Origin of the sequence: Bordetella genomosp. 11 (genome assembly GCF_002261215.1) — a bacterium.
Classification (GTDB): Bacteria; Pseudomonadota; Gammaproteobacteria; order Burkholderiales; family Burkholderiaceae_B; genus Bordetella_C.
Window position 1 is genome coordinate 3,163,753 of the sequence record NZ_NEVS01000004.1, and the last position, 18,718, is coordinate 3,182,470.

Annotated in this window: 15 protein-coding genes; 8 read left to right on the top strand and 7 right to left on the bottom strand. The window is 66.2% G+C overall.

Translation table 11 applies throughout. From position 1 onward, the window contains the following. The first annotated feature begins 299 nt into the window (after positions 1 to 299). The 7 genes from CAL28_RS21890 (at position 300) to CAL28_RS21920 (ending at position 6,824) form a co-directional block, all read left to right on the top strand. A complete protein-coding gene (locus CAL28_RS21890; protein ID WP_094843296.1) occupies positions 300 to 629 on the top strand; it encodes an ArsR/SmtB family transcription factor in 330 nt (109 codons plus the stop codon). Positions 630 to 757: 128 nt separating this feature from the next. Continuing rightward, the gene (locus tag CAL28_RS21895; protein ID WP_094843297.1) at positions 758 to 1,249 is read left to right on the top strand and encodes an arsenate reductase ArsC; all 492 of its coding nucleotides are present in this window, start codon (positions 758 to 760) and stop codon (positions 1,247 to 1,249) included. Positions 1,250 to 1,260: 11 nt separating this feature from the next. Continuing rightward, entirely contained in the window at positions 1,261 to 2,319 is a 1,059-nt protein-coding gene (gene arsB, locus CAL28_RS21900; RefSeq protein WP_094844782.1) for an ACR3 family arsenite efflux transporter, read from the top strand. Between the two features lie 77 nt (positions 2,320 to 2,396). Then, entirely contained in the window at positions 2,397 to 3,134 is a 738-nt protein-coding gene (gene arsH / locus CAL28_RS21905; RefSeq protein WP_094843298.1) for an arsenical resistance protein ArsH, read from the top strand. Positions 3,135 to 3,139: 5 nt separating this feature from the next. Further along, a complete protein-coding gene (locus tag CAL28_RS21910) occupies positions 3,140 to 4,345 on the top strand; it encodes an MFS transporter (protein WP_094843299.1) in 1,206 nt (401 codons plus the stop codon). Between the two features lie 186 nt (positions 4,346 to 4,531). Continuing rightward, complete coding sequence (gene adhP, locus CAL28_RS21915) at positions 4,532 to 5,560, top strand: alcohol dehydrogenase AdhP (protein ID WP_094843300.1); 1,029 nt, start codon at positions 4,532 to 4,534, stop codon at positions 5,558 to 5,560. 217 nt (positions 5,561 to 5,777) lie between these two features. Further along, on the top strand, positions 5,778 to 6,824 hold the full coding sequence (locus CAL28_RS21920) for a glycosyltransferase family 9 protein (RefSeq protein WP_094843301.1): 1,047 nt from the start codon (positions 5,778 to 5,780) through the stop codon (positions 6,822 to 6,824). Here CAL28_RS21920 and CAL28_RS21925 read toward each other — a convergent pair. Next, positions 6,793 to 8,364 carry a methyl-accepting chemotaxis protein gene (locus CAL28_RS21925; RefSeq protein ID WP_094843302.1) on the bottom strand — a complete coding sequence of 524 codons (1,572 nt, stop codon included), beginning with the start codon at positions 8,362 to 8,364 and terminating at the stop codon, positions 6,793 to 6,795. The genes CAL28_RS21920 and CAL28_RS21925 overlap by 32 nt on opposite strands. A gap of 143 nt (positions 8,365 to 8,507) precedes the next feature. After that, the gene (locus CAL28_RS21930; RefSeq protein WP_141218228.1) at positions 8,508 to 8,795 is read right to left on the bottom strand and encodes a hypothetical protein; all 288 of its coding nucleotides are present in this window, start codon (positions 8,793 to 8,795) and stop codon (positions 8,508 to 8,510) included. Between the two features lie 185 nt (positions 8,796 to 8,980). Between CAL28_RS21930 and CAL28_RS29925 the strand changes: the two genes are divergently transcribed. Next, the gene (locus CAL28_RS29925) at positions 8,981 to 10,051 is read left to right on the top strand and encodes a hypothetical protein (RefSeq protein ID WP_217906595.1); all 1,071 of its coding nucleotides are present in this window, start codon (positions 8,981 to 8,983) and stop codon (positions 10,049 to 10,051) included. A gap of 53 nt (positions 10,052 to 10,104) precedes the next feature. Here CAL28_RS29925 and CAL28_RS21940 read toward each other — a convergent pair whose 3' ends face one another. The 5 genes from CAL28_RS21940 to CAL28_RS21960 all read right to left on the bottom strand — a co-directional run bounded on the left by CAL28_RS21940 (position 10,105) and on the right by CAL28_RS21960 (position 18,500). Continuing rightward, positions 10,105 to 10,371 carry a KGG domain-containing protein gene (locus CAL28_RS21940; protein WP_094843304.1) on the bottom strand — a complete coding sequence of 89 codons (267 nt, stop codon included), beginning with the start codon at positions 10,369 to 10,371 and terminating at the stop codon, positions 10,105 to 10,107. Between the two features lie 464 nt (positions 10,372 to 10,835). Continuing rightward, a complete protein-coding gene (locus CAL28_RS21945; RefSeq protein WP_440588443.1) occupies positions 10,836 to 12,158 on the bottom strand; it encodes an NAD(P)/FAD-dependent oxidoreductase in 1,323 nt (440 codons plus the stop codon). A 299-nt stretch (positions 12,159 to 12,457) separates the two neighbouring features. Next, complete coding sequence (locus CAL28_RS21950; RefSeq protein WP_440588444.1) at positions 12,458 to 13,990, bottom strand: efflux transporter outer membrane subunit; 1,533 nt, start codon at positions 13,988 to 13,990, stop codon at positions 12,458 to 12,460. Beyond that, positions 13,990 to 17,193, bottom strand: coding sequence for an efflux RND transporter permease subunit (locus CAL28_RS21955; protein WP_094843307.1), 3,204 nt, complete (start codon positions 17,191 to 17,193; stop codon positions 13,990 to 13,992). The genes CAL28_RS21950 and CAL28_RS21955 overlap by 1 nt, the downstream gene beginning before the upstream one ends. Positions 17,194 to 17,261: 68 nt before the next feature. Further along, complete coding sequence (locus tag CAL28_RS21960; RefSeq protein ID WP_254926197.1) at positions 17,262 to 18,500, bottom strand: efflux RND transporter periplasmic adaptor subunit; 1,239 nt, start codon at positions 18,498 to 18,500, stop codon at positions 17,262 to 17,264. Positions 18,501 to 18,718: the final 218 nt, after the last annotated feature.

Below are 18,718 nucleotides of genomic sequence, written 5' to 3' on the forward strand. Positions count from 1 at the left end.
GTGGTCGCACGTAGCTTGGGACGGACGGGATCGCGCCGCATGTACCTGGTTGCGACCGTGGCTGGGTTTTGCTCAGCCGGACAGCAGGTTGCCACATTTTGTAGCCCATAATGCAACATATTGACAATTATTAACAAATAATGCAGCTGCCTCCGCGAACCGGGCGGCGGATTTGGCGGGCGGGCGGAATGCCCGTTGAGACCTCGCGCTGAAGTCGTCCGGGGACTTTGCTCAAAGGCATGTTGAAAGCTTGGCTGTTCAGGCCTAGAATTCAATAATTCTTGAATTATTGAACTGATATGACAGAAGACCAAGCCGTTTCGGCCCTGGCGGCGCTGGCACATGTGCAGCGTTTGCGGGTGTTTCGCTCGTTGGTGGTCGCCGGTCCCCAGGGAATGACGCCCAGCGTCCTGGCCGATCGGTTGGGCGTGGCGCGCAATGCGCTGTCCTTTCACCTGAAGGAACTGGCCCACGCGGGCCTGGTAACCGCGGAACAACAAGGTCGCAACCTGATCTATCGCGCGGAGTTCGGCCACATGACCGGGCTGATGGATTACCTGACCGAAAACTGCTGCCAGGGCGAGGCCTGCATGGTTCCCGACGCCGCGGGGCTTTGCCAGGACTGCTGAGCGGGCGCCGCATGAAGCGATCGCGTGTTCGCCCGCGCATCTGCGGACAGCCGCCCGCCCTTTTTTCTGCCACCCCGATAGAACTTTTCCTTCCAGCCCCATAAAACCCGCATTCGTCCAGGAACATCATGTCCACGGTCTACAACGCGCTGTTCATCTGCACGGGCAATTCCGCCCGCTCCATCCTGGCCGAAGGCCTGCTCAACGGGCTGGGCCAGGGAAGATTCCGTGCCTACTCGGCCGGCAGCCATCCCAAGGATTCCGTCCACCCGATGGCGTTGGCGACCCTGGAACGCCTGGGTATGCCCGCGCAAGGCTATCGCAGCAAGAGCTGGGACGAGTTCGTGGGACCCGATGCGCCGCGCTTCGATTTCATTTTCACGGTATGCGACAACGCGGCCGGGGAAGTCTGCCCGGTATGGCCGGGCAAACCCATGTCGGCCCACTGGGGCGTGCCCGACCCCGCCGCCGTGGAAGGCAGCGAGGAGACCAGGCGCAAGGCGTTCAACGAAACCGCGGTGGTATTGAAGCGCCGCATCGAGCTTTTCCTGTCCCTGCCGTTGGCGCGCCTGGATGCCATGTCCTTGCAGCGCGAACTGCGCGACATCGGCAAGGCATGAAGGGAAAGCGCATGCCGGCAGAGACTATCGCCGGGGCCGCCCCGGGTCCCATGAGCGTGTTCGAGCGTTATTTGACGGTTTGGGTCTTCCTTTGCATCGTCGCGGGCGTGGCTTTCGGGCAGCTCGCGCCCTCCGTGTCGCGGTCCATCGGCCATTGGGAGATCGCCCGGGTCAATCTGCCCGTGGGCCTGCTGATCTGGATCATGATTATTCCCATGCTGATGAAGGTCGACTTCAGCGCCCTGGGGCAGGTACGACGGCACTGGCGCGGTATCGGCATCACGCTGTTCGTGAACTGGGCAGTCAAGCCGTTCACGATGGCGTTCCTGGGCTGGCTGTTCATCCGGCAGGTTTTCGCGCCCTGGCTGCCCGCCGGGCAGCTCGATAGCTATATCGCCGGATTGATACTGCTGGCTGCCGCCCCGTGCACGGCCATGGTCTTCGTCTGGAGCCGGCTGACGGGCGGAGACCCCTTGTTCACGCTGTCGCAGGTCGCCTTGAACGACACCATCATGGTGTTCGCCTTCGCCCCCATCGTCGGCTTGCTGCTGGGGCTATCGTCCATCACCGTGCCCTGGGACACGCTGCTGACGTCGGTCGGCCTGTACATCATCGTCCCGGTACTCATTGCGCAGGCATGGCGCCGGGCCTTGCTGCGTCGAGGCCAATCCGCGCTGGATAGCGCGCTGAGCAGGATAGGCCCTTTGTCCGTCGCGGCTTTGCTGCTGACGCTGGTGCTGCTGTTCGCCTTCCAGGGCCAGGCGATTCTGCAACAGCCGCTGGTCATCGCAATGCTGGCGGTACCCATCCTGATCCAGGTCTTCTTCAATTCCGCGTTGGCGTATTGGCTGAATCGCCGGGCTGGAGAAGCGCACAGCGTGGCATGCCCTTCCGCGTTGATCGGCGCCAGCAACTTCTTCGAACTGGCGGTCGCGGCGGCCATCAGCCTGTTCGGTTTCCAATCCGGGGCGGCGTTGGCCACCGTCGTGGGCGTTCTTATCGAAGTCCCCGTGATGCTGCTCGTCGTGCGGATCGTCAACCGGACGCGGAACTGGTACGAGCATGCCTGATCACGTCAATGACCGTTCCTCGGAGCTATCCATGAGCGATACCGTTTTCACGGAGAAGGACGGCCGGGCAGTGGCCGATACGGAGGGCCATCGTGCGTGAAGGCATCTCCCTGCCCAACATCGACGGGGCGCTGCTCGACGCGCCGGATACCGCGCGCCTGCTGTCGCCGCCTGAGCGGGCAAGCCACCCCCCACGGTTCCTGCTGCTGTATGGCTCGGTCCGGGAGCGATCCTATAGCAGGCTGCTGACCCGCGAGGCCGCGCGCCTGCTGCAGGCGCTGGGCGGCGAGGTAAAGGTCTTCGACCCTTCGGGGTTGCCGCTGCCCGACGATGCGCCCGACACGCATCCCAAGGTCCGGGAATTGCGCGACCTGGTGCAATGGTGCGAGGGTATGGTGTGGACGTCCCCCGAACGCCACGGCGCGATGAGCGGCATCATGAAAGCGCAGATCGATTGGATTCCATTGACTTTGGGCGCCATCCGTCCCACCCAGGGCAAGACGCTGGCCGTCATGGAGGTCTCTGGCGGATCGCAGTCCTTCAACGCCGTGAACCAGCTGCGCGTGCTGGGCCGCTGGATGCGCATGCTGACCATCCCGAACCAGTCATCGGTACCGAAGGCGTTTCTGGAATTTGACGAGGCCGGCCGCATGAAACCTTCGAGCTACTATGATCGCGTGGTCGACGTGATGGAAGAACTGATGAAGTTCACCCTGCTGACGCGGGATGTCTCCGGCTACCTGGTGGATCGCTACAGCGAAAGAAAGGAAAATGCCGAGCAGCTGTCCAAGCGGGTAAATCAACGGTCCATTTGATTCCGATGCGCCTCTCGAATCGCACCAGCGTGGTGTCCGCGCTCGGCACGACCCAGACGCTCGCCTGGGCCTCGTCCTATTACCTGCCGGCCATGCTCAGCGCGCCCATGGCGCGCGACCTGGGCATCGGCGTCCCCACGGTTTTCGCCGCCTTTTCCTTCGCGCTGTTGATATCGGCCCTGCTGGGGCCGTATTCGGGCCAGGCGATCGACCGGTGGGGTGGGCGCCCGGTGCTGATGGCCACCAATGTCCTTTTCGCGCTGGGCCTGGGCTGGCTGGGCAATGTCCATTCCACCGTGGGGCTGTTCGCGGCGTGGGCGGTGCTGGGCATAGGGATGGGCAGCGGCCTTTACGAAGCGGCATTTGCCACGCTGGTGCGCCTGTACGGCCAGCAGTCGCGCGGGGCCATCTCCGGCATTACGCTTTTCGCCGGTTTCGCCAGCACGGTGGGTTGGCCCCTGACGAGCTTCCTGCAGGTCGAGTTCGGCTGGCGCGAGGCCTGCCTGGCGTGGGCGGGCCTGCATTTGGTGCTGGCCTTGCCGCTGAATTCCCTGCTGCCCACCCCCGCCGCCGCAGCGCATACGCCGGCACAACATCCGGCCCCCACGCCGGCATCGCCGGTCACGGCCTGGCCGTCGATCGTCCTGGCCGTCGTGTTTGCCATTACGTGGTTTATCAGCACGGCATTGGCGGCCCACCTGCCTCGTCTGCTGATGGCGGCGGGCGCGACATTCACGGCCGCCGTGGCCGCCGGCGCGCTGATGGGACCGGCCCAGGTGGGCGCGCGCATCCTGGAGTTCGGCCTGCTGCGCAAGGTGCATCCCTTGCTCTCGGCGCGCCTCGCCACGCTGACCCATCCAGTGGGCGCGATGCTGCTGCTTCTGTTCGGGGCGCCGCTGGCCTCGGTCTTCGTGATCCTGCATGGTGCCGGCAACGGCATCCTGACGATCGCCAAGGGCACGCTGCCGCTGGTGCTGTTCGGATCGCACGGATACGGCGCTCGGCAAGGCATGCTGATGGTGCCCGCGCGTATCGCGCAGGCCCTGGCGCCATGGCTGTTCGGCCTTTGCCTGGACCGCTGGGGGGCCGGCGCCCTGTGGGTGTCCGCCGGCATGAGTGTCGTGGGCTTCGGCGCGCTGATCTCGCTCCAGTCGTATACGAACCCGGCGCCGTCGACGCCTTCGGCCGAGACCGCATCTCCCAGAAAGTAAGGCATCGCCGCGGCCTTGATCCAAATCACAACGGGCGCTTCGACCGAGGCCTAAGCTGGGTGCTTCGACATCGCGGCTTACCCCTGCCGCGCACCAGCCGGCCCCCTCTCCCACCGCCCGGTCGTCACGCAAACGCACCGGCGCACTGAATAACGGGGCCACGGCCAACGATTCCAAGGAGTGCTCATGTCCAACACCATGAAAGCCGCGGTCGTCCGCGAGTTCGGCAAGCCGCTGGCCATCGAAGAAGTCGCCGTGCCGAAACCGGGGCCGGGCCAGATCCTGGTCAAGATCGCGGCCACCGGCGTCTGCCACACGGACCTGCACGCCGCCGAAGGCGATTGGCCGGTCAAACCCAAGCCGCCCTTCATTCCAGGCCATGAAGGCGTCGGCCATGTCGCCGCCGTCGGCGCCGGCGTCAAGCACGTGAAGGAAGGCGATCGCGTCGGCGTTCCCTGGCTGTACACCGCCTGCGGCCACTGCAGGCATTGCCTGGGCGGCTGGGAAACGCTATGCATGGAACAGCAGAACACCGGCTATTCGGTGAACGGCAGCTTCGCCGAATACGTGGTCGCCGATCCGAACTATGTCGGCCATCTGCCGGACACCGTCTCGTTCGTGGACATCGCGCCCATCCTCTGCGCGGGCGTGACCGTCTACAAGGGATTGAAGGTAACCGACACCAAGCCCGGCGATTGGGTGGTGATTTCAGGCATTGGCGGCCTCGGCCACTTGGCCGTGCAGTACGCCAAGGCCATGGGTTTGAACGTCCTGGCCGTCGACATCGACGATGCCAAGCTCGACCTTGCCCGCCAGCTTGGCGCCACGCAGGGCGTGAACGCGCGCAAGGAAGATCCCGTGGCGTTCGTGAAGAAGCAGATCGGCGGCGCCCAGGGCGTACTGGTGACGGCGGTCTCGCCCAAGGCTTTCGAACAGGCGCTGGGCATGGTGGGCCGCGGCGGGACGGTGTCGCTGAACGGCCTGCCACCGGGCGATTTCCCCTTGTCCATCTTCGATACCGTGCTCAACGGCATCACCGTGCGCGGCTCCATCGTCGGCACGCGGCTGGATCTTCAGGAGGCGCTGGACTTCGCCGGCGAGGGCAAGGTGAAGGCCACCATCGCCACCGACACGCTGGAAAACATCAACGATATCTTCGCGCGCATGCATCACGGCGACATCCAGGGACGCATCGTCATCGACTTCCGGCAATAGCGCGGCAGCACGGAAAATCCAGGCCTTCCACAAAAGGCTTTCCCTCATGCGCCGGCCCGGTTTATAAAGCCGACGGCCCCGGCGCGCGCGTACCGACGACGCGACGGGCATGCCAGCCTGTCGCGCCGACGACGCCCCCTTTTTCCAGGCGGCATGGCGCGACCCAGCAAGACGGTCCGGGGCAAAAGCCACATGTCGGCCGGTGAATAGGTGTGTGATGGAACGGGAAGGATATCCGGCCGGGAAGGATGGCACGATCGCATTGATCTTGTCCGCCTACCTGGGCGATTCGCTGTTTTTGATGACCATAGCCAACAACCTGCGGCGCGCCGGGCGCCGCGTGGTTGTCTTCGGCACTTACGCGCAGGCGTTGGCGGACTGGTATCCCGGGTTCGACATCCGGCCGCTGCCGCGCGAGAACGAGATCGCCGCGCTGGAGGACTTCGGCGTCATCGTCCAGATGTCGGCCAATGGCCCGCTCGCCGGCCTGGACGAACGCTTTGCCCATTTCGTCGCCATCAAGTCATGGCAACGGGGCGATGCCCAAGCATTGGCGGACGCCAAACACGCCCGCCTCGGCGACAATCCGCGCGACGGTGCCCCGTCCAATGGCGTCATGGCCAGCTTCCGTGTCTTCGCGCGGACCCGGTTCGGCCTGGACGACTGGGTCGCCGATAGCGGATTGCGGGCGCCCGACGCACTGCGGGCCCGGTTTCACGCGCGACGGGTGATCATCCACCCGACGTCGACCGAACCGACCCGATGCTGGAAACCCACCCAGTACGCGGCCCTGGCAAGCATGCTGCGCGAGCGTGGCTTCGAACCCATGTTCGTGCTGGCTCCCGCCGAACGCGCGGCGTGGCGCGACTTGCTGGCGCGGCACGGCCTGCCCATACTCGATGCGCCCGATCTGGCCCATACCGCGGCGGCGATCTACGAGTCCGGCTGGTTCATCGGCACCGATTCCGGCATCGGGCATCTCGCGTCGGCGTGCGGGGTTCCGACCGTCACCATCGTCGACCGCGTCAGGAACATGAACCGTTGGCGGCCGATATGGGCGCCCGGCACGGTGGTGCGTCCGTGGTGGTTGCCGATGCACTGGATGCGCCGCAAGTATTGGCGCGAAGCGACCACGGTCGGGAAGGTGCTGCGCGCCTTCGATAAGCTGCGCAAGTGCGCCGAGGCGACCGGACCGGTGGGAGCGGGACCGAGCCGGGACGCCGGACACGCGCTCAATGAGCCGGCTGCGCGGCCGGGACCTTGAAAGCACTGACCAGCGTCACCAGGCGGGCGGCCTGTGTATCCAGGTTTTTGGCCGCGGCCGCCGCTTCCTCCACCAGCGCGGCATTGCGCTGCGTCGTCTCGTCCAACTGCGTGACCGCCACGCCGACCTGCGATATGCCCTGTTCCTGTTCATGGGCTGCGGTCCCCATGCCGGAGATCAGGCCCGCCACATGGCGCACCTGTTCGACGGCATCGTTGATCCGCGCTCCCGCCAAGCCGACGATCTGGCTGCCAGCCCTGACCTTCGCCACGCTTTCCTGAACCAGCTCGGTGATTTCGCGCGCGGCTTGCGCCGACCGCTGCGCCAGTGCGCGCACCTCGCTGGCGACGACGGCGAAGCCCCGGCCCTGTTCTCCCGCCCGGGCCGCCTCCACGGCCGCGTTAAGGGCCAGGATGTTGGTCTGGAAGGCAATCGAGTCGATGATGCTGATGATGTTGCCGATTTTCGTGGCACTTGCCGTGATGTCGTCCATGGTCTTCACAACGTCCTTGACCGAATCGCCGCCCTTCGCGGCGGCCTCGCTGGCCTTCATGGTCAGGGCAGCAGTCTCCCGCACGGTGTCGGCCGTCTGGCGCACCGTGGCGGTCATCTGCTCCATCGAGGCTGCCGTCTGCTCCAGGCTCGCGGCCTGCGCTTCCGTGCGCCGGCTCAGGTCCTCGTTGCCCGCCGTCATCTGCGCCGCGCCCGCGGAAATGGACACGCTACTTTGCCGGACCTGGCCCACGATGTCGGCCAGGCTGCGCCGCATTGCCTCCATGTTGGCAAGAAGACTCGAGGCGTCGGCCCGCCTGACGCGCACATGCCCGGAAAGATCGCCCTCCGCGATCCTGCGGGCGATTTCCGCGGCATAGGCGGGTTCGCCACCCAACTGGCGCCGGACACTCCGGATAATGACGATCGCGACCGCGGCGCCGAAGACAGCGGAAAAAATCGCCAATGCGGTCATGATCTTCAGTGCCTGCCCGACCGCTGTGGCGGCGTCACCGGCCACCGACAGCGCCTGATCCTGCTGGTAGGCCGCCATCTCGTTCAGGACATTCAGATACGCCGCCTGCACTTCGGGCAATTCGGTCAGGACCATGCGGGTGGCCGCCGCGATATCGTTTCCCGCCACCGCCTGGGCGACCTTTTCCAGCAGCTTGTCGTAGGCCGGCCGGGCGGCCTGAAGCCGCTTGATGAAATCCGCCCCCTGGCTATCGATCACGCGTTCGCCCAATTGCTCGATCGCTGCCCCGGCCTGGCGCGCCAGATCGGCCTGATGCGTCGTCCTGTCCGCCCGCTTGCCCCGGTCGGCATCCAGGATCTCGTCGCGCGCGAGCGCGGACCGTTGGCCGATTCCGTCCTTGATCTGCTGCAGGTAGATCAGGTTGTCGACGGGGACGTTTGCCAGCAGATTCACGTCCCCGGCGATACCTGTCAGGTAGTGACGGGCCAGAATGGACGCCGAGCAGCCCAGCACCACCACCATCGCGAACCCCGCGCCCAATAGCCGTCCGAATGACACCCGTTTGATCCGCATCCCGCGCCCCGGTTTTGAAATGATTCGCCCGCCCTATGAAGGGCTGCGCCTGTTTCTCTAATTCGGTGGAAACGGCGTACCGGTTACAGGGCGGGCAAATTTATCCAGGAATGGGTATGCGAGCCGGCGGGGCGCGGCAGGCGTCATCCTTCGTCGGCGTCGTCCGGATCCACCCACATATCGGTGATGCGGCCCGCCGCGTCGGTCAGGATGGTGACGCGGCCCGGCTCCCGATCCGCCGACACGGGCCCGGAGGATATCCGCAGGGCGCGGCCGATCAGATCGCCCAGCAGGAAGGTCACCACCGGAGCGTGGATCGGTATCGACAGGCTGCCCAGGTCCGTCCTGGATACCTGGCCGCTGTGCCAGGGCCAGGGAGAATCGTTGCCGGCGCAATCGCCATTCGTGTGCATTGCCGTCGTTTGAGTCATCGTGCGCTCCCGGGATGATCGACCCGTCCCGTCGACAGGTCGGGATGGCATGCAGTGTCGCGGCCGGTGCCCGCCAAAGATAGATAGGCATCCGCCCTAGCCCGAACGCGGCATCGCCCTCCGGCGGGCTAGCCTATGGCTTCGTCCTCGCCCACTTGGCCGATGCGCGCGGTTAAGATCGCCCGATGCACCCATTTCGCCTCTTCGCCGCCGCCATTGCCCTTGTCGCCCTTTTCGCGCCGCCGGCCGGCGCGCAGCCGGCCTATGACGGCTACCACCGGGGCGTCTACCTGCTCTTCCTGAACAGCCCGCCAGCTGGCGAACCGCGATCCGTTCCGCCGACGCTGGCGTTGTCCTTCGGCGGCGAAGCGGTCCATGCCGTCATGGATACCGGGTCCACCGGCATCGTCGTCGCCGCCTCGTCGATACCCGACGTCGACAGCCTGCGGACCCTCGGACCGGGTACGCTGAGTTACTCCAGTTCCGGACGCATCATGCGCGGCCGCTGGGTCGTGACCGCCGCGACCGTCGCCGGCGCCAACGGCGCATCCATCACCACGCGGCCGCTGCCCGTACTGGCGATAGACCGCATCGACTGCTTCCAGAATGCGCGAGACTGCCAGCCCACGGATCATCCTCGCCATGTCGCCATGATAGGCATCGGCTTTGCCCGCGAGGCCGATCATCAGGCGCAAAGCACACCGGACAAAAATCCTTTCCTGAACCTGCCCGGCATGGGCGACGGCCGCCAGCCGGGCACCATGCGACGCGGCTATGTGGTCACCCGCGAAGGCGTACATGTGGGGCTGACCGCGGCCAATACCCGCGGCGAATATCGCTACGTCAAACTGGCGAAGGCGGCGGACGGCGGGGACTGGTCACCGCTGCCGGCCTGCATCGCGCTGGATCGGGGCACGAGCGCCTGCGGCACGGCGCTGGTGGACACCGGGGTATCGGTCATGTATTTGACGGTGCCGCCGGACCGGCAAGCCGGCCACATCGACCCGGCGTCCGGGCAAACGCTGGCACCGGGTACGCGGGTAACGATACGCATGGGCACGGACGGCAGCGCGCGATCCCCTGCCTACGGCTTCGCCGCGGGCGATACGGGCGACCCCGCCGCGCCGGCGCGCATCGTCCTGGTCCAGGGCAACCAGCGCCCGACGTTCGTCAATACCAGCGTGCATGCGCTGAACGTCTTCGATTACCTGTTCGACGCGGATGCCGGCTATGTCGGATTCCGCCGCGTGCGCTGAAAAGGGCTGCATCGGCCGGCAAAGACTGCGCACGGGCGTGGGCTGGAGCCCCGTCAGGACTTGTGCTCCGCCGTGGTATGCGCGCCCTCGGTTTCCCGATCGCGCTCGGCCACGTCTGTGTTGGAAGTATCCGGCTTGACGGATTTGCCGGCATGCCGCTTCGCGGCCGCCTGCTTCGCTTCCTGTGAATCGAATCGATGCGCCTTTCCCATGGCGTGGGCGGCGCGGCCGCCCTGCGCCGCGATACCCCGCAGCAACTCGGGATCCATCGCGGCGAAGCCTCTCGGCTTGCGGCTGGTTTTGCGTTCCTCGGTCATCATGCGCCCCCTATGGTCAGTAGCGCTGATCAGGCAACAGGCGTGCCCGGCAGGACTCATGCCCGGATTTCCCTGTCCCCAGGGTGTGCGCGCCGGTCTTTCGCGCGGCGGCGGCTTCAAGGATCGGCACCGCTTACCGTCTTTGTAGCGCTTGCGGGCAAGCCCCGGAACAGAGGCCAGACGGGCGATTCAGCCCTTTGATCGTTACTTAATATGTATATTCCCGTCAGCGCCTGGCCTTGCCTTGAATCGCAAACAAAGGGCCTGGCAGTTATATGCGGGCGCCGAAGCCGGGTGCGGAGGGCGACGCGGCGCTTACAAATGGTGACGGTGGCAATTGGGAAGCCCCGTAGCGCGATGCTACTTTTTCGGCGGGTCGACGGGCTGTATTTCATGCAGCTGGTACGTCGTGGACCCGCACACGAGCTTTGAGGCCACCGCGTTTGCAGTGGCCTCTTTTTTTTGGCTCAATGCAATTTGACTCGCGGATGGGTGCGCCGGGTCAACAGCCGCGCCAGCGCCAGCGAGACGGTGCGTGAAACCCCGAGCACGGCACGGTGATGCAGCAGATGCAGGCTGGCGTACATCCAGCGCGCCAACGTGCCGCTGACGAAAAACCCCCGGCCCAGCAACGCCCCCATCAGGCTGCCAACGCCGCGCTCGCGGCCCAGCGCCACCAGCGAGCCACGGTCCTTGTAGACAAAATCGCCGCGCGGCTCGGGTTTGCCGGCGATGCGGGCGCCAAGCCGGCGCAGCAGATAGCCGGCCTGCTGGTGGGCCGCCTGGGCGCGCGCCGGTACGACCCTGCCGTCAGGCCGGGGCGCGGCGGCGCAATCGCCGAAGGCCAGGATATGGGGATCTTCCGTCTGCAGGCGAGCATCCACCTCCAATTGCCCGGCACGGTTGCGCGGCAGGTCCAGCGTACCCAGCACGTCCGGTCCCTTGATTCCCGCGGCCCACATGCAAAGATCGGCCGGGAACGTGCGCCCGTCCTTCGTGTGCAGGGCGTCGTCCGTGACTTCGGATACCAGGCAGCCGCTTTCGATGGCGATATCCAGACTCTCCAGCCGCCGCTGCGCGGCGCGCGACAGGCGCTCGGGCAAAGCGGCCAGGATGCGCGGCGCCCCTTCGACGATGCGAATGCGCAGATCCTTGCCCGCGTCGAAATTCGGCAGGCCGTAGGCAGCCACCAGGCGGCTGGCTTCCCGCAGCTCCGCCGCCAGTTCGACCCCCGTGGCGCCGCCGCCCACAATGGCGATATGCAGCCGCGCCGCGGGATCGCGGACCTTGGCCTGGTCGACCTTGACCATGGCCTGCAGCATCGTCAGACGGAATTGTTCGGCCGATTCCGGCGTGTCCAGCGTAATCGCATGTTCGCGGGCGCCGGGCGTGCCGAAGAAGTTCGACGTGCTGCCCACGGCGATGACCAGGGTGTCGTAGGGAATCTCGCGTTCCGGCAGCAGGGGCGGACCGGCCGGGCCGGGGACGGCGCCGACATGCACGATCCGGCGCGCGCGATCCACGCCCTGCATGGCCCCCAGCACGAAACTGAAGTGCGACAGGCTGGCCAGCATCAGGTAGGACAGCCCTTCCTGCTGGACGTCGACCGTGCCCGCGGCGGCCTCATGCAGGGTGGGTTTCCAGATATGGAGCATGTGACTGTCGATCAGGGTGACGTGCTGGCCGCCGTAGCGGCGGCCCAGCCCGGTCGCCAGTTCCAGGCCGCCCGCGCCGCCCCCTACGATGACGACCCGGTGCGGCGGCCGTGCGGCCAGCTCCTGCGCGGGCACGTCCGCATCGGTGGTTCCGGGTTGGTCGGGCCGCGCATGCGTGCGCAGCAGTACGGGGGTTTCAGGCATGGGGAGCACCTCGGCACGGCCGCCGCCCCTACAGGGCGGCGCGGGAACACCGGACGGCCCCTGGGCCGCCGGACGGTCGCCACCGCGCAGCAAACCGTGTTCCATGACCCCCGGGCGCCCGAGGTCCGCTCCGTCGCTACGGTGGTGTCCGCGGCCCTGGGCGTCGGCGCCCTGCTACACGCCGCGAGGGTATCCGCGGCCCCCCTTTTGGCGCCGCGGCCTGCGTCGTTCTAGGGCCGGGTCCGCGGGTCCTGGGCCCCGGCGGTCTGGTCCGGCTTCTTCGTAATCTCTTCCCAGCCGCCGCCCAGCGCCTTGTACAACGCCACGCGGTTGAGCAGCGCCCCCAGCCCGGCCTGGACCAATTGCAGCTGCGCGTTGTAGTAGGTGATCTGGGCGTTCTGCACCTGCAGGTAGCTGTCCACCCCGCCGTTGTACCGCATGGTCGACAATTCCACGCTACGGGCGGAAGACGCTTCCAGGGCGCGCAGCGACTGTACCTGCGTGCCGAAGGTGGCCTCGCCCGCCAGGCCATCCGAGACTTCCTGGAACGCCTGTTGGATGGCCTGCTCGTATTGCGCCACCGCGATGTTGTCGCGCGCCTTGGCCAACGCGAGATTCGAGCGTATGGCGCCGCCGGCGAACAGGGGCGTGGTGATGGAAGGCGAGAAACTCCAGAATCCGTGGCCGCCCTTGAACAGATCGTCCAGGGACGGACTGGCCGCCCCCAACAGCCCGGTCAGCGAGATCGTCGGGAAAAACGCCGCGCGTGCCGCGCCGATATTGGCGTTGGCGGAGCGCAGGTTGTTTTCCGCCGCGAGGATGTCGGGACGCCGCTCCAGCAAGGCGGACGGCAGGCCGGCGGGAATGGTCGCCAGGACTTGCGCGTCGTCGAAGGGCGCGGGCGCCGGCAGGTCCGGCGGCAGCGGCGCGCCGACCAGCAGCACCAGGGCATTGATGGCCTGCGCCTGGGCCCGCGCCAGTTCGGCCAGATTGGCCGACGCGCCATCGAGCAGCGACTTGGCCTGGTTCAGGTCCAGTTCGGAGGACACGCCGCCATCGAAGCGGCGCTTGACGAGGTCATACGATGCCTGCCGGGACTCCAGCGTCCTGCGCGTCAGCTCGAGCTGCACGTCGGCCGCGCGCAGGTTCAGATAGGCCTGCGCCACCTCTCCCACCAGCGAAATCTGCACGCTGCGGCGCGCCTGCTCGGTGGCCAGGTACTGCTGGTAGGCCGCTTCGGACAGGCTGCGCAGGCGGCCGAAGACGTCGATCTCGAAGGTGGTCAATCCCAGGCCGGCCTGGTACTGGCTGCTGATGGACGGAGAATCCGCACCGCCCGGCCGCAGATCGGCGGGCAGGCGCTGGCGCGTGCCCTGGATACCGGCGCCGATGCTGGGAAACAGGGCGCCGCGCTGCACGCCCCATTGCGCGCGGGCTTCCTCGACGCGCTGCACCGCCACGCGCAGGTCGCGGTTGTTCTGCAAGGACAGCGCGACCAGGGCCTGCAGGCGCGGATCGCGGAAAAAATCGCGCCAGCCGATATCGGCCGCGGCCATGTCGCTGGCGGGCGCCAGCGCGGCGGCCGGTTGCGTGCCGGCCGTGGTCGCCTTGTCGTAGCCGCTGTAGACCAGCTTGGGCTGGTCCGGCCAATCCGCCTGAATAGGCGCGGCGGGCCGCTCGTAGGTCGGCGCCAGCGTGCAGCCGCTGATCGCGGCGGCGAGGGCCGCCAGCGCGCTGGTCTTCAGCATGGACGGCGTGCGCATCATTCGCCCTCCCCTTCCGTGGCGGGGGTGGGCGGTGTGCCTTCCCTTGCCCGTTTGGCGGCCTGCTCTTCATCGAAGGCGCGCTTTTCCGCGCCGAGCAGCCTGGGCTTGGTCTTGAACAGCCCCAGCACCACGACGAAGAAAGTCGGCACGAAGATCACCGCGAAAGGCGTGGCCGCCAGCATGCCGCCCAGCACGCCCAGGCCCACCGCCCGCTGGCTGGCCGCGCCCGCGCCGGTGGCGATGGCCAGCGGAATCACGCCAAGGATGAAGGCAAGCGACGTCATCAGGATGGGCCGGAAACGCAGTCGGGCGGCTTCGATCGCCGCTTCGTAAATACCGGCGCCGCGCGCGTATTGGTCCTTGGCGAACTCGACGATCAGGATCGCGTTCTTTGCCGCCAGGCCGATCACCGTCACCATGCCGACCTGGAAGTACACGTCGTTGGACATGCCAAGCAAGCCCACCAGGCCCACGGCGCCCAGCATGCCCAGGGGCACGACCAGCATCACCGACAAGGGAATCGCCCAGCTTTCGTACAGGGCGGCCAAGACAAGGAACACCACCAGCAGCGACAGGCCCATCAGGATGGGCGCCTGGCTGCCGGCCTGCTGTTCCTGATAGGACAGGCCGTTCCATTCGTAGCCGAAGCCCGGCGGCAGCTGCGTCATCAGGTGTTCCATTTCCAGCATGGCTTCGCCGCTGGTGTGGCCCGGCGCCGCATCGCCCGAAATCCGGATCGACTCATAGCTGTTGTAGCGCACGATCTGCACAGGCCCCTGGCCCCACTTCGCCGTAACGAAGCTGGACAGGGGCACCATGCCGCCGCTGCCATTGCGCGCGTTCAGGTTCAGGATGTCTTCCACCTGCATGCGATAGGGCGCGTCCGCCTGCACCCAGACGTTCTGCATGCGGCCGAAGTTGGGGAACTTGTTGATCAGCGCGCTGCCGACCGCGGTCGACACCAACGTCGCCGCTTCATCGAAATCCACACCCAGCGCCGCGGCCTTCTGGCGATCGATGGTCAGCGACAACTGCGCGCTGGGCCCCAGCCCGGAGATGCGCACCTGCGACAGCACCGGGCTCTTCATGGCCAGCCCCATCAACTGGCCGGTGGCCTCGCCCAGGGCCGCGGAGCCGGCGCCGGACCGATCCTGCAACCGGAAATCGAAGCCGGTTGCGTTGCCCAGCGAAGAAATCGCCGGCGGCATCACGGTGAACACCATGGCATCGTGGATGCCCATCAACAGGTTGTTCAATGCGCGGAACGACACCGCCTGCGCCGAATCCGCTCGCGATTTGCGTTCGTCGAAATCCTTCAAGGTCGTGAAGGCGATGGCCGCATTCAAACCGTTGCCGTTGAAGCTGAACCCCTGCACCGCGATGATGTTCTGCACCTGCGGCTGTGCCATGAAGTACTTCTCCACCTGCTCCAGGACGTCCACCGCGCGATTGGCGCTGGAACCGGACGGCAGCTCGATATTGCTGATCACGTAGCCCTGGTCTTCCTCGGGCAGGAAGGATGACGGCATGCGCCAGTACAGCCAGCCCAGCAGAAGCACCAGCACCAGGTAGATCACCATCATCCGGCCGCCCTTGTGCAGGATGCGCGATACCCAGTTCTGGTAGGCGTGCGTGCCCCTGTCGAAGCGGCGGTTGAACCAGCCGAAAAAGCCGCGCTTTTCCTCGTGCCGGTCATGCGGCACCGGCTTCAGGATGGTCGCGCACAAGGCGGGCGTGAAGCTCAGCGCCAGGAAAGCCGAGAAGAAGATCGACACCGCCATGGCCACGGCGAACTGCCGGTAGATGACGCCCACCGAGCCGCCCATGAAGGCCAGCGGCAGGAACACGCTGACCAGCACCAGCGTAATACCGGTGATGGCCCCGGTGATCTGCGGCATCGCGCGCGCCGTCGCCTCTTTGGGCGACAGGCCTTCGGAGGCCATGATCCGCTCGACGTTTTCCACCACCACGATGGCGTCGTCCACGAGGATGCCGATCGCCAGCACCATCGCGAACATGGTCAGCACGTTGATGGAAAATCCCAGCGCCAGCATGACCGCGAAGGCGCCCATCATGGCCACCGGCACGACCAGGGCCGGGATGATGGTGTAGCGGACGTTCTGCAGGAACAGGAACATCACCAGGAACACCAGCACCATCGCCTCGAGCAGCGTCTTGACCACGTCGGAGATCGACGTCTGCACGTACGGCGCGGTGTCGTAGGGGATGTCGTATTTGATGTTGGCGGGGAAGTACTTGGACAACTGCGCCATCTGCTCGCGCACTCCCTTGGCCGTGGCAAGCGCATTGGCGTCCGGCGACAGGATGATGGCGAAGGCTGCGGTCGGTTTGCCGTTCAGGCGCGCGCCGAAGAAGTAGTTGTCGGCGCCGATTTCGACACGCGCGACATCGCGTATGCGCACCAGCGAACCGTCGGTATTGGCGCGCAGCACCAGGTTGCCGAAGCCTTCGACGGTGGACAACTGGCCGTTGGCGATCACGGTGGCCGTGGTGCGCTGGTCCGCCGGGTTGGGCGGGCCGCCCATATTGCCGCCGGAAATAAGCACGTTCTGCTGCGCGATGACGCGATTGACGTCCGACATGCTCAGGTTGTAGCCCACCAGCTTCTGCGGATCGACCCAGATGCGCATGGCACGCGGCGCGGCGAACAACTGGAACTGGCCCACGCCGGGCACGCGCGACACAGGGTTCTTCACATTGCGCGTGACGTAATCGGCCAGCGCCGTCTGGTCCATCGTGCCATCGGTGGACGACACCGTCACGATCATCAGGAAACCGGTACTGGTTTGCTGGAACTGCAGGCCCTGCTGCGCGACCGCGGCCGGCAACTGGGCCGTCACGTTGGCGACGCGGTTCTGCACGTCGACCTGCGCGAGGTCCGGATCGCGGCCGGGCGCGAAGGTGGCGGTGATGGTCGACTGTCCGTTCGAGTCGCTGACCGATTCGTAGTACAGCAATCCCTTGGCGCCGTTGAGCTGATCCTCGATGAGGCTGGTGACCGAGTCGGCGACCTCTTTGGCCGATGCACCGGGATAGGTCGCCGTGATCTCGATGGCCGGAGGCGCGACGTTGGGGTACTGCGAAACCGGCATATTCGGGATCGCCAGCAAACCCGCGAGCAGGATGAACAGCGCGACAACCCAGGCAAAAATCGGTCTATCGATAAAAAATTGCGGCATGAGGGTTGACCCCGAAGACAATACTTATGAAGCAGGGGACTCGGCGCCCCGGCTCGGCGCCCGGCCGGTTACGACTTCTGTTCGGCGGGCGGCTGAGGCGCGGCGGGCTGGGCCGGCGCCGGCTGCTTGTCCGGGGCGGCGCCCGCCCCGGCCGCCGGGGCCTGTTGCGGCGCGGCCTGCTGCGGGGCGCCGGGCGCGCCGCCTTGGCCTGGGGCCCATTGGGAAACCTTGACGGGCGCGCCCGGACGGACCTTCTGGAAGCCTTCCACGACGACGACGTCGCCGGCCTTGAGTCCGCTGGTCACCACCCAGCGACCGTTCAGGGCGTTGCCCGTGGTCACGGTGACCTGGTCGATCTTGCCGTCCTTCACCAGCATCAGGCTCTGCATGCCGTCCGGCGTACGCTGCAGCGCCTGCTGGGGCACCAGCAAGGCCTTGTCGTCGACACCCTGCGTCAAGCGGACACGCACGTACATACCGGGCAACAGCACGGTCTCCGGATTGGGAAACTCCGCGCGCAGGTTCACCTGCCCCGTGGTGGGATCCACGGTAATGCCGGTAAACAGCAATTTGCCCTTGTGCGCATACGTCGAACCGTCCTCCAGCACGACCTCGGCCAAGGCCGCGTTATCGCCGACCTTCTGCAACTGCCCCGAGGCGAAGGCCTTGCGCAGCGCGGCCAGATCGGTGGTGGACTGGGTGAAATCGACGTAGATCGGATCGAGCTGCTGTACCAGCGCCATCTGCGTCGCGGACGTGGCTTCGACCAGCGCGCCTTCTGTCACCAGCGGCTTGCCGATGCGGCCGGTGATCGGGGAAGTCACCTTGGTGTAGCCCAGGTTGATGGCCGCGTTCTGCAGATTCGCCTTGGCGGCCGCCACCGCGGCGTCGGCCTGCCGGTAGCTGGCGACCGCGTTGTCGTATTCCTGTTTGCTGACGGCGTTGGCCTTTACCAGGGGCGCGTAGCGATCGGCCAGCGCCTTGGCGCTGAACAGATCGGCCTGCGACTGCTTCAGCTGGGCTGCCGCCTGATCGTAGGCGGCCTGGTACGGCGCCGGATCGATCTTGAACAGCAACTGGTTTTCCTTGACGTCGCCGCCCTGCTGGAAAACGATCTTCTGGATGATGCCGGTTACCCGCGCGCGGATCTGCGCGTCCCGCACGGCGTCCACGCGGCCGGGCAGATCGGCCACGCTGGGTGCGCGTTCGGGCTGGACGGTAATGACGCTGACTTGCGGCGGACCTGGATTCAACTGAGGCCGTTCGCCGCAACCCGCCAGGAGAAGCGCCGCGGCGGTGAAGGCCATGAAGGGCATTACTACGCGGTTTGCGTTGCGTCGAAGCGCAAAATGCATGGAATCCTCTCGCCATCGGCATGCAAGGCGATGCCGTTTTGGATGAAGCAGGGACGTGGAAGACGAGGCTTATGGCGATGTATGCACCATTCGTGCTATTCCCACCTCATCCCTACGGGCCGCGCTAATGTAACGCATTCACGGAATTGGCACCATATTGTGCCTAGTGT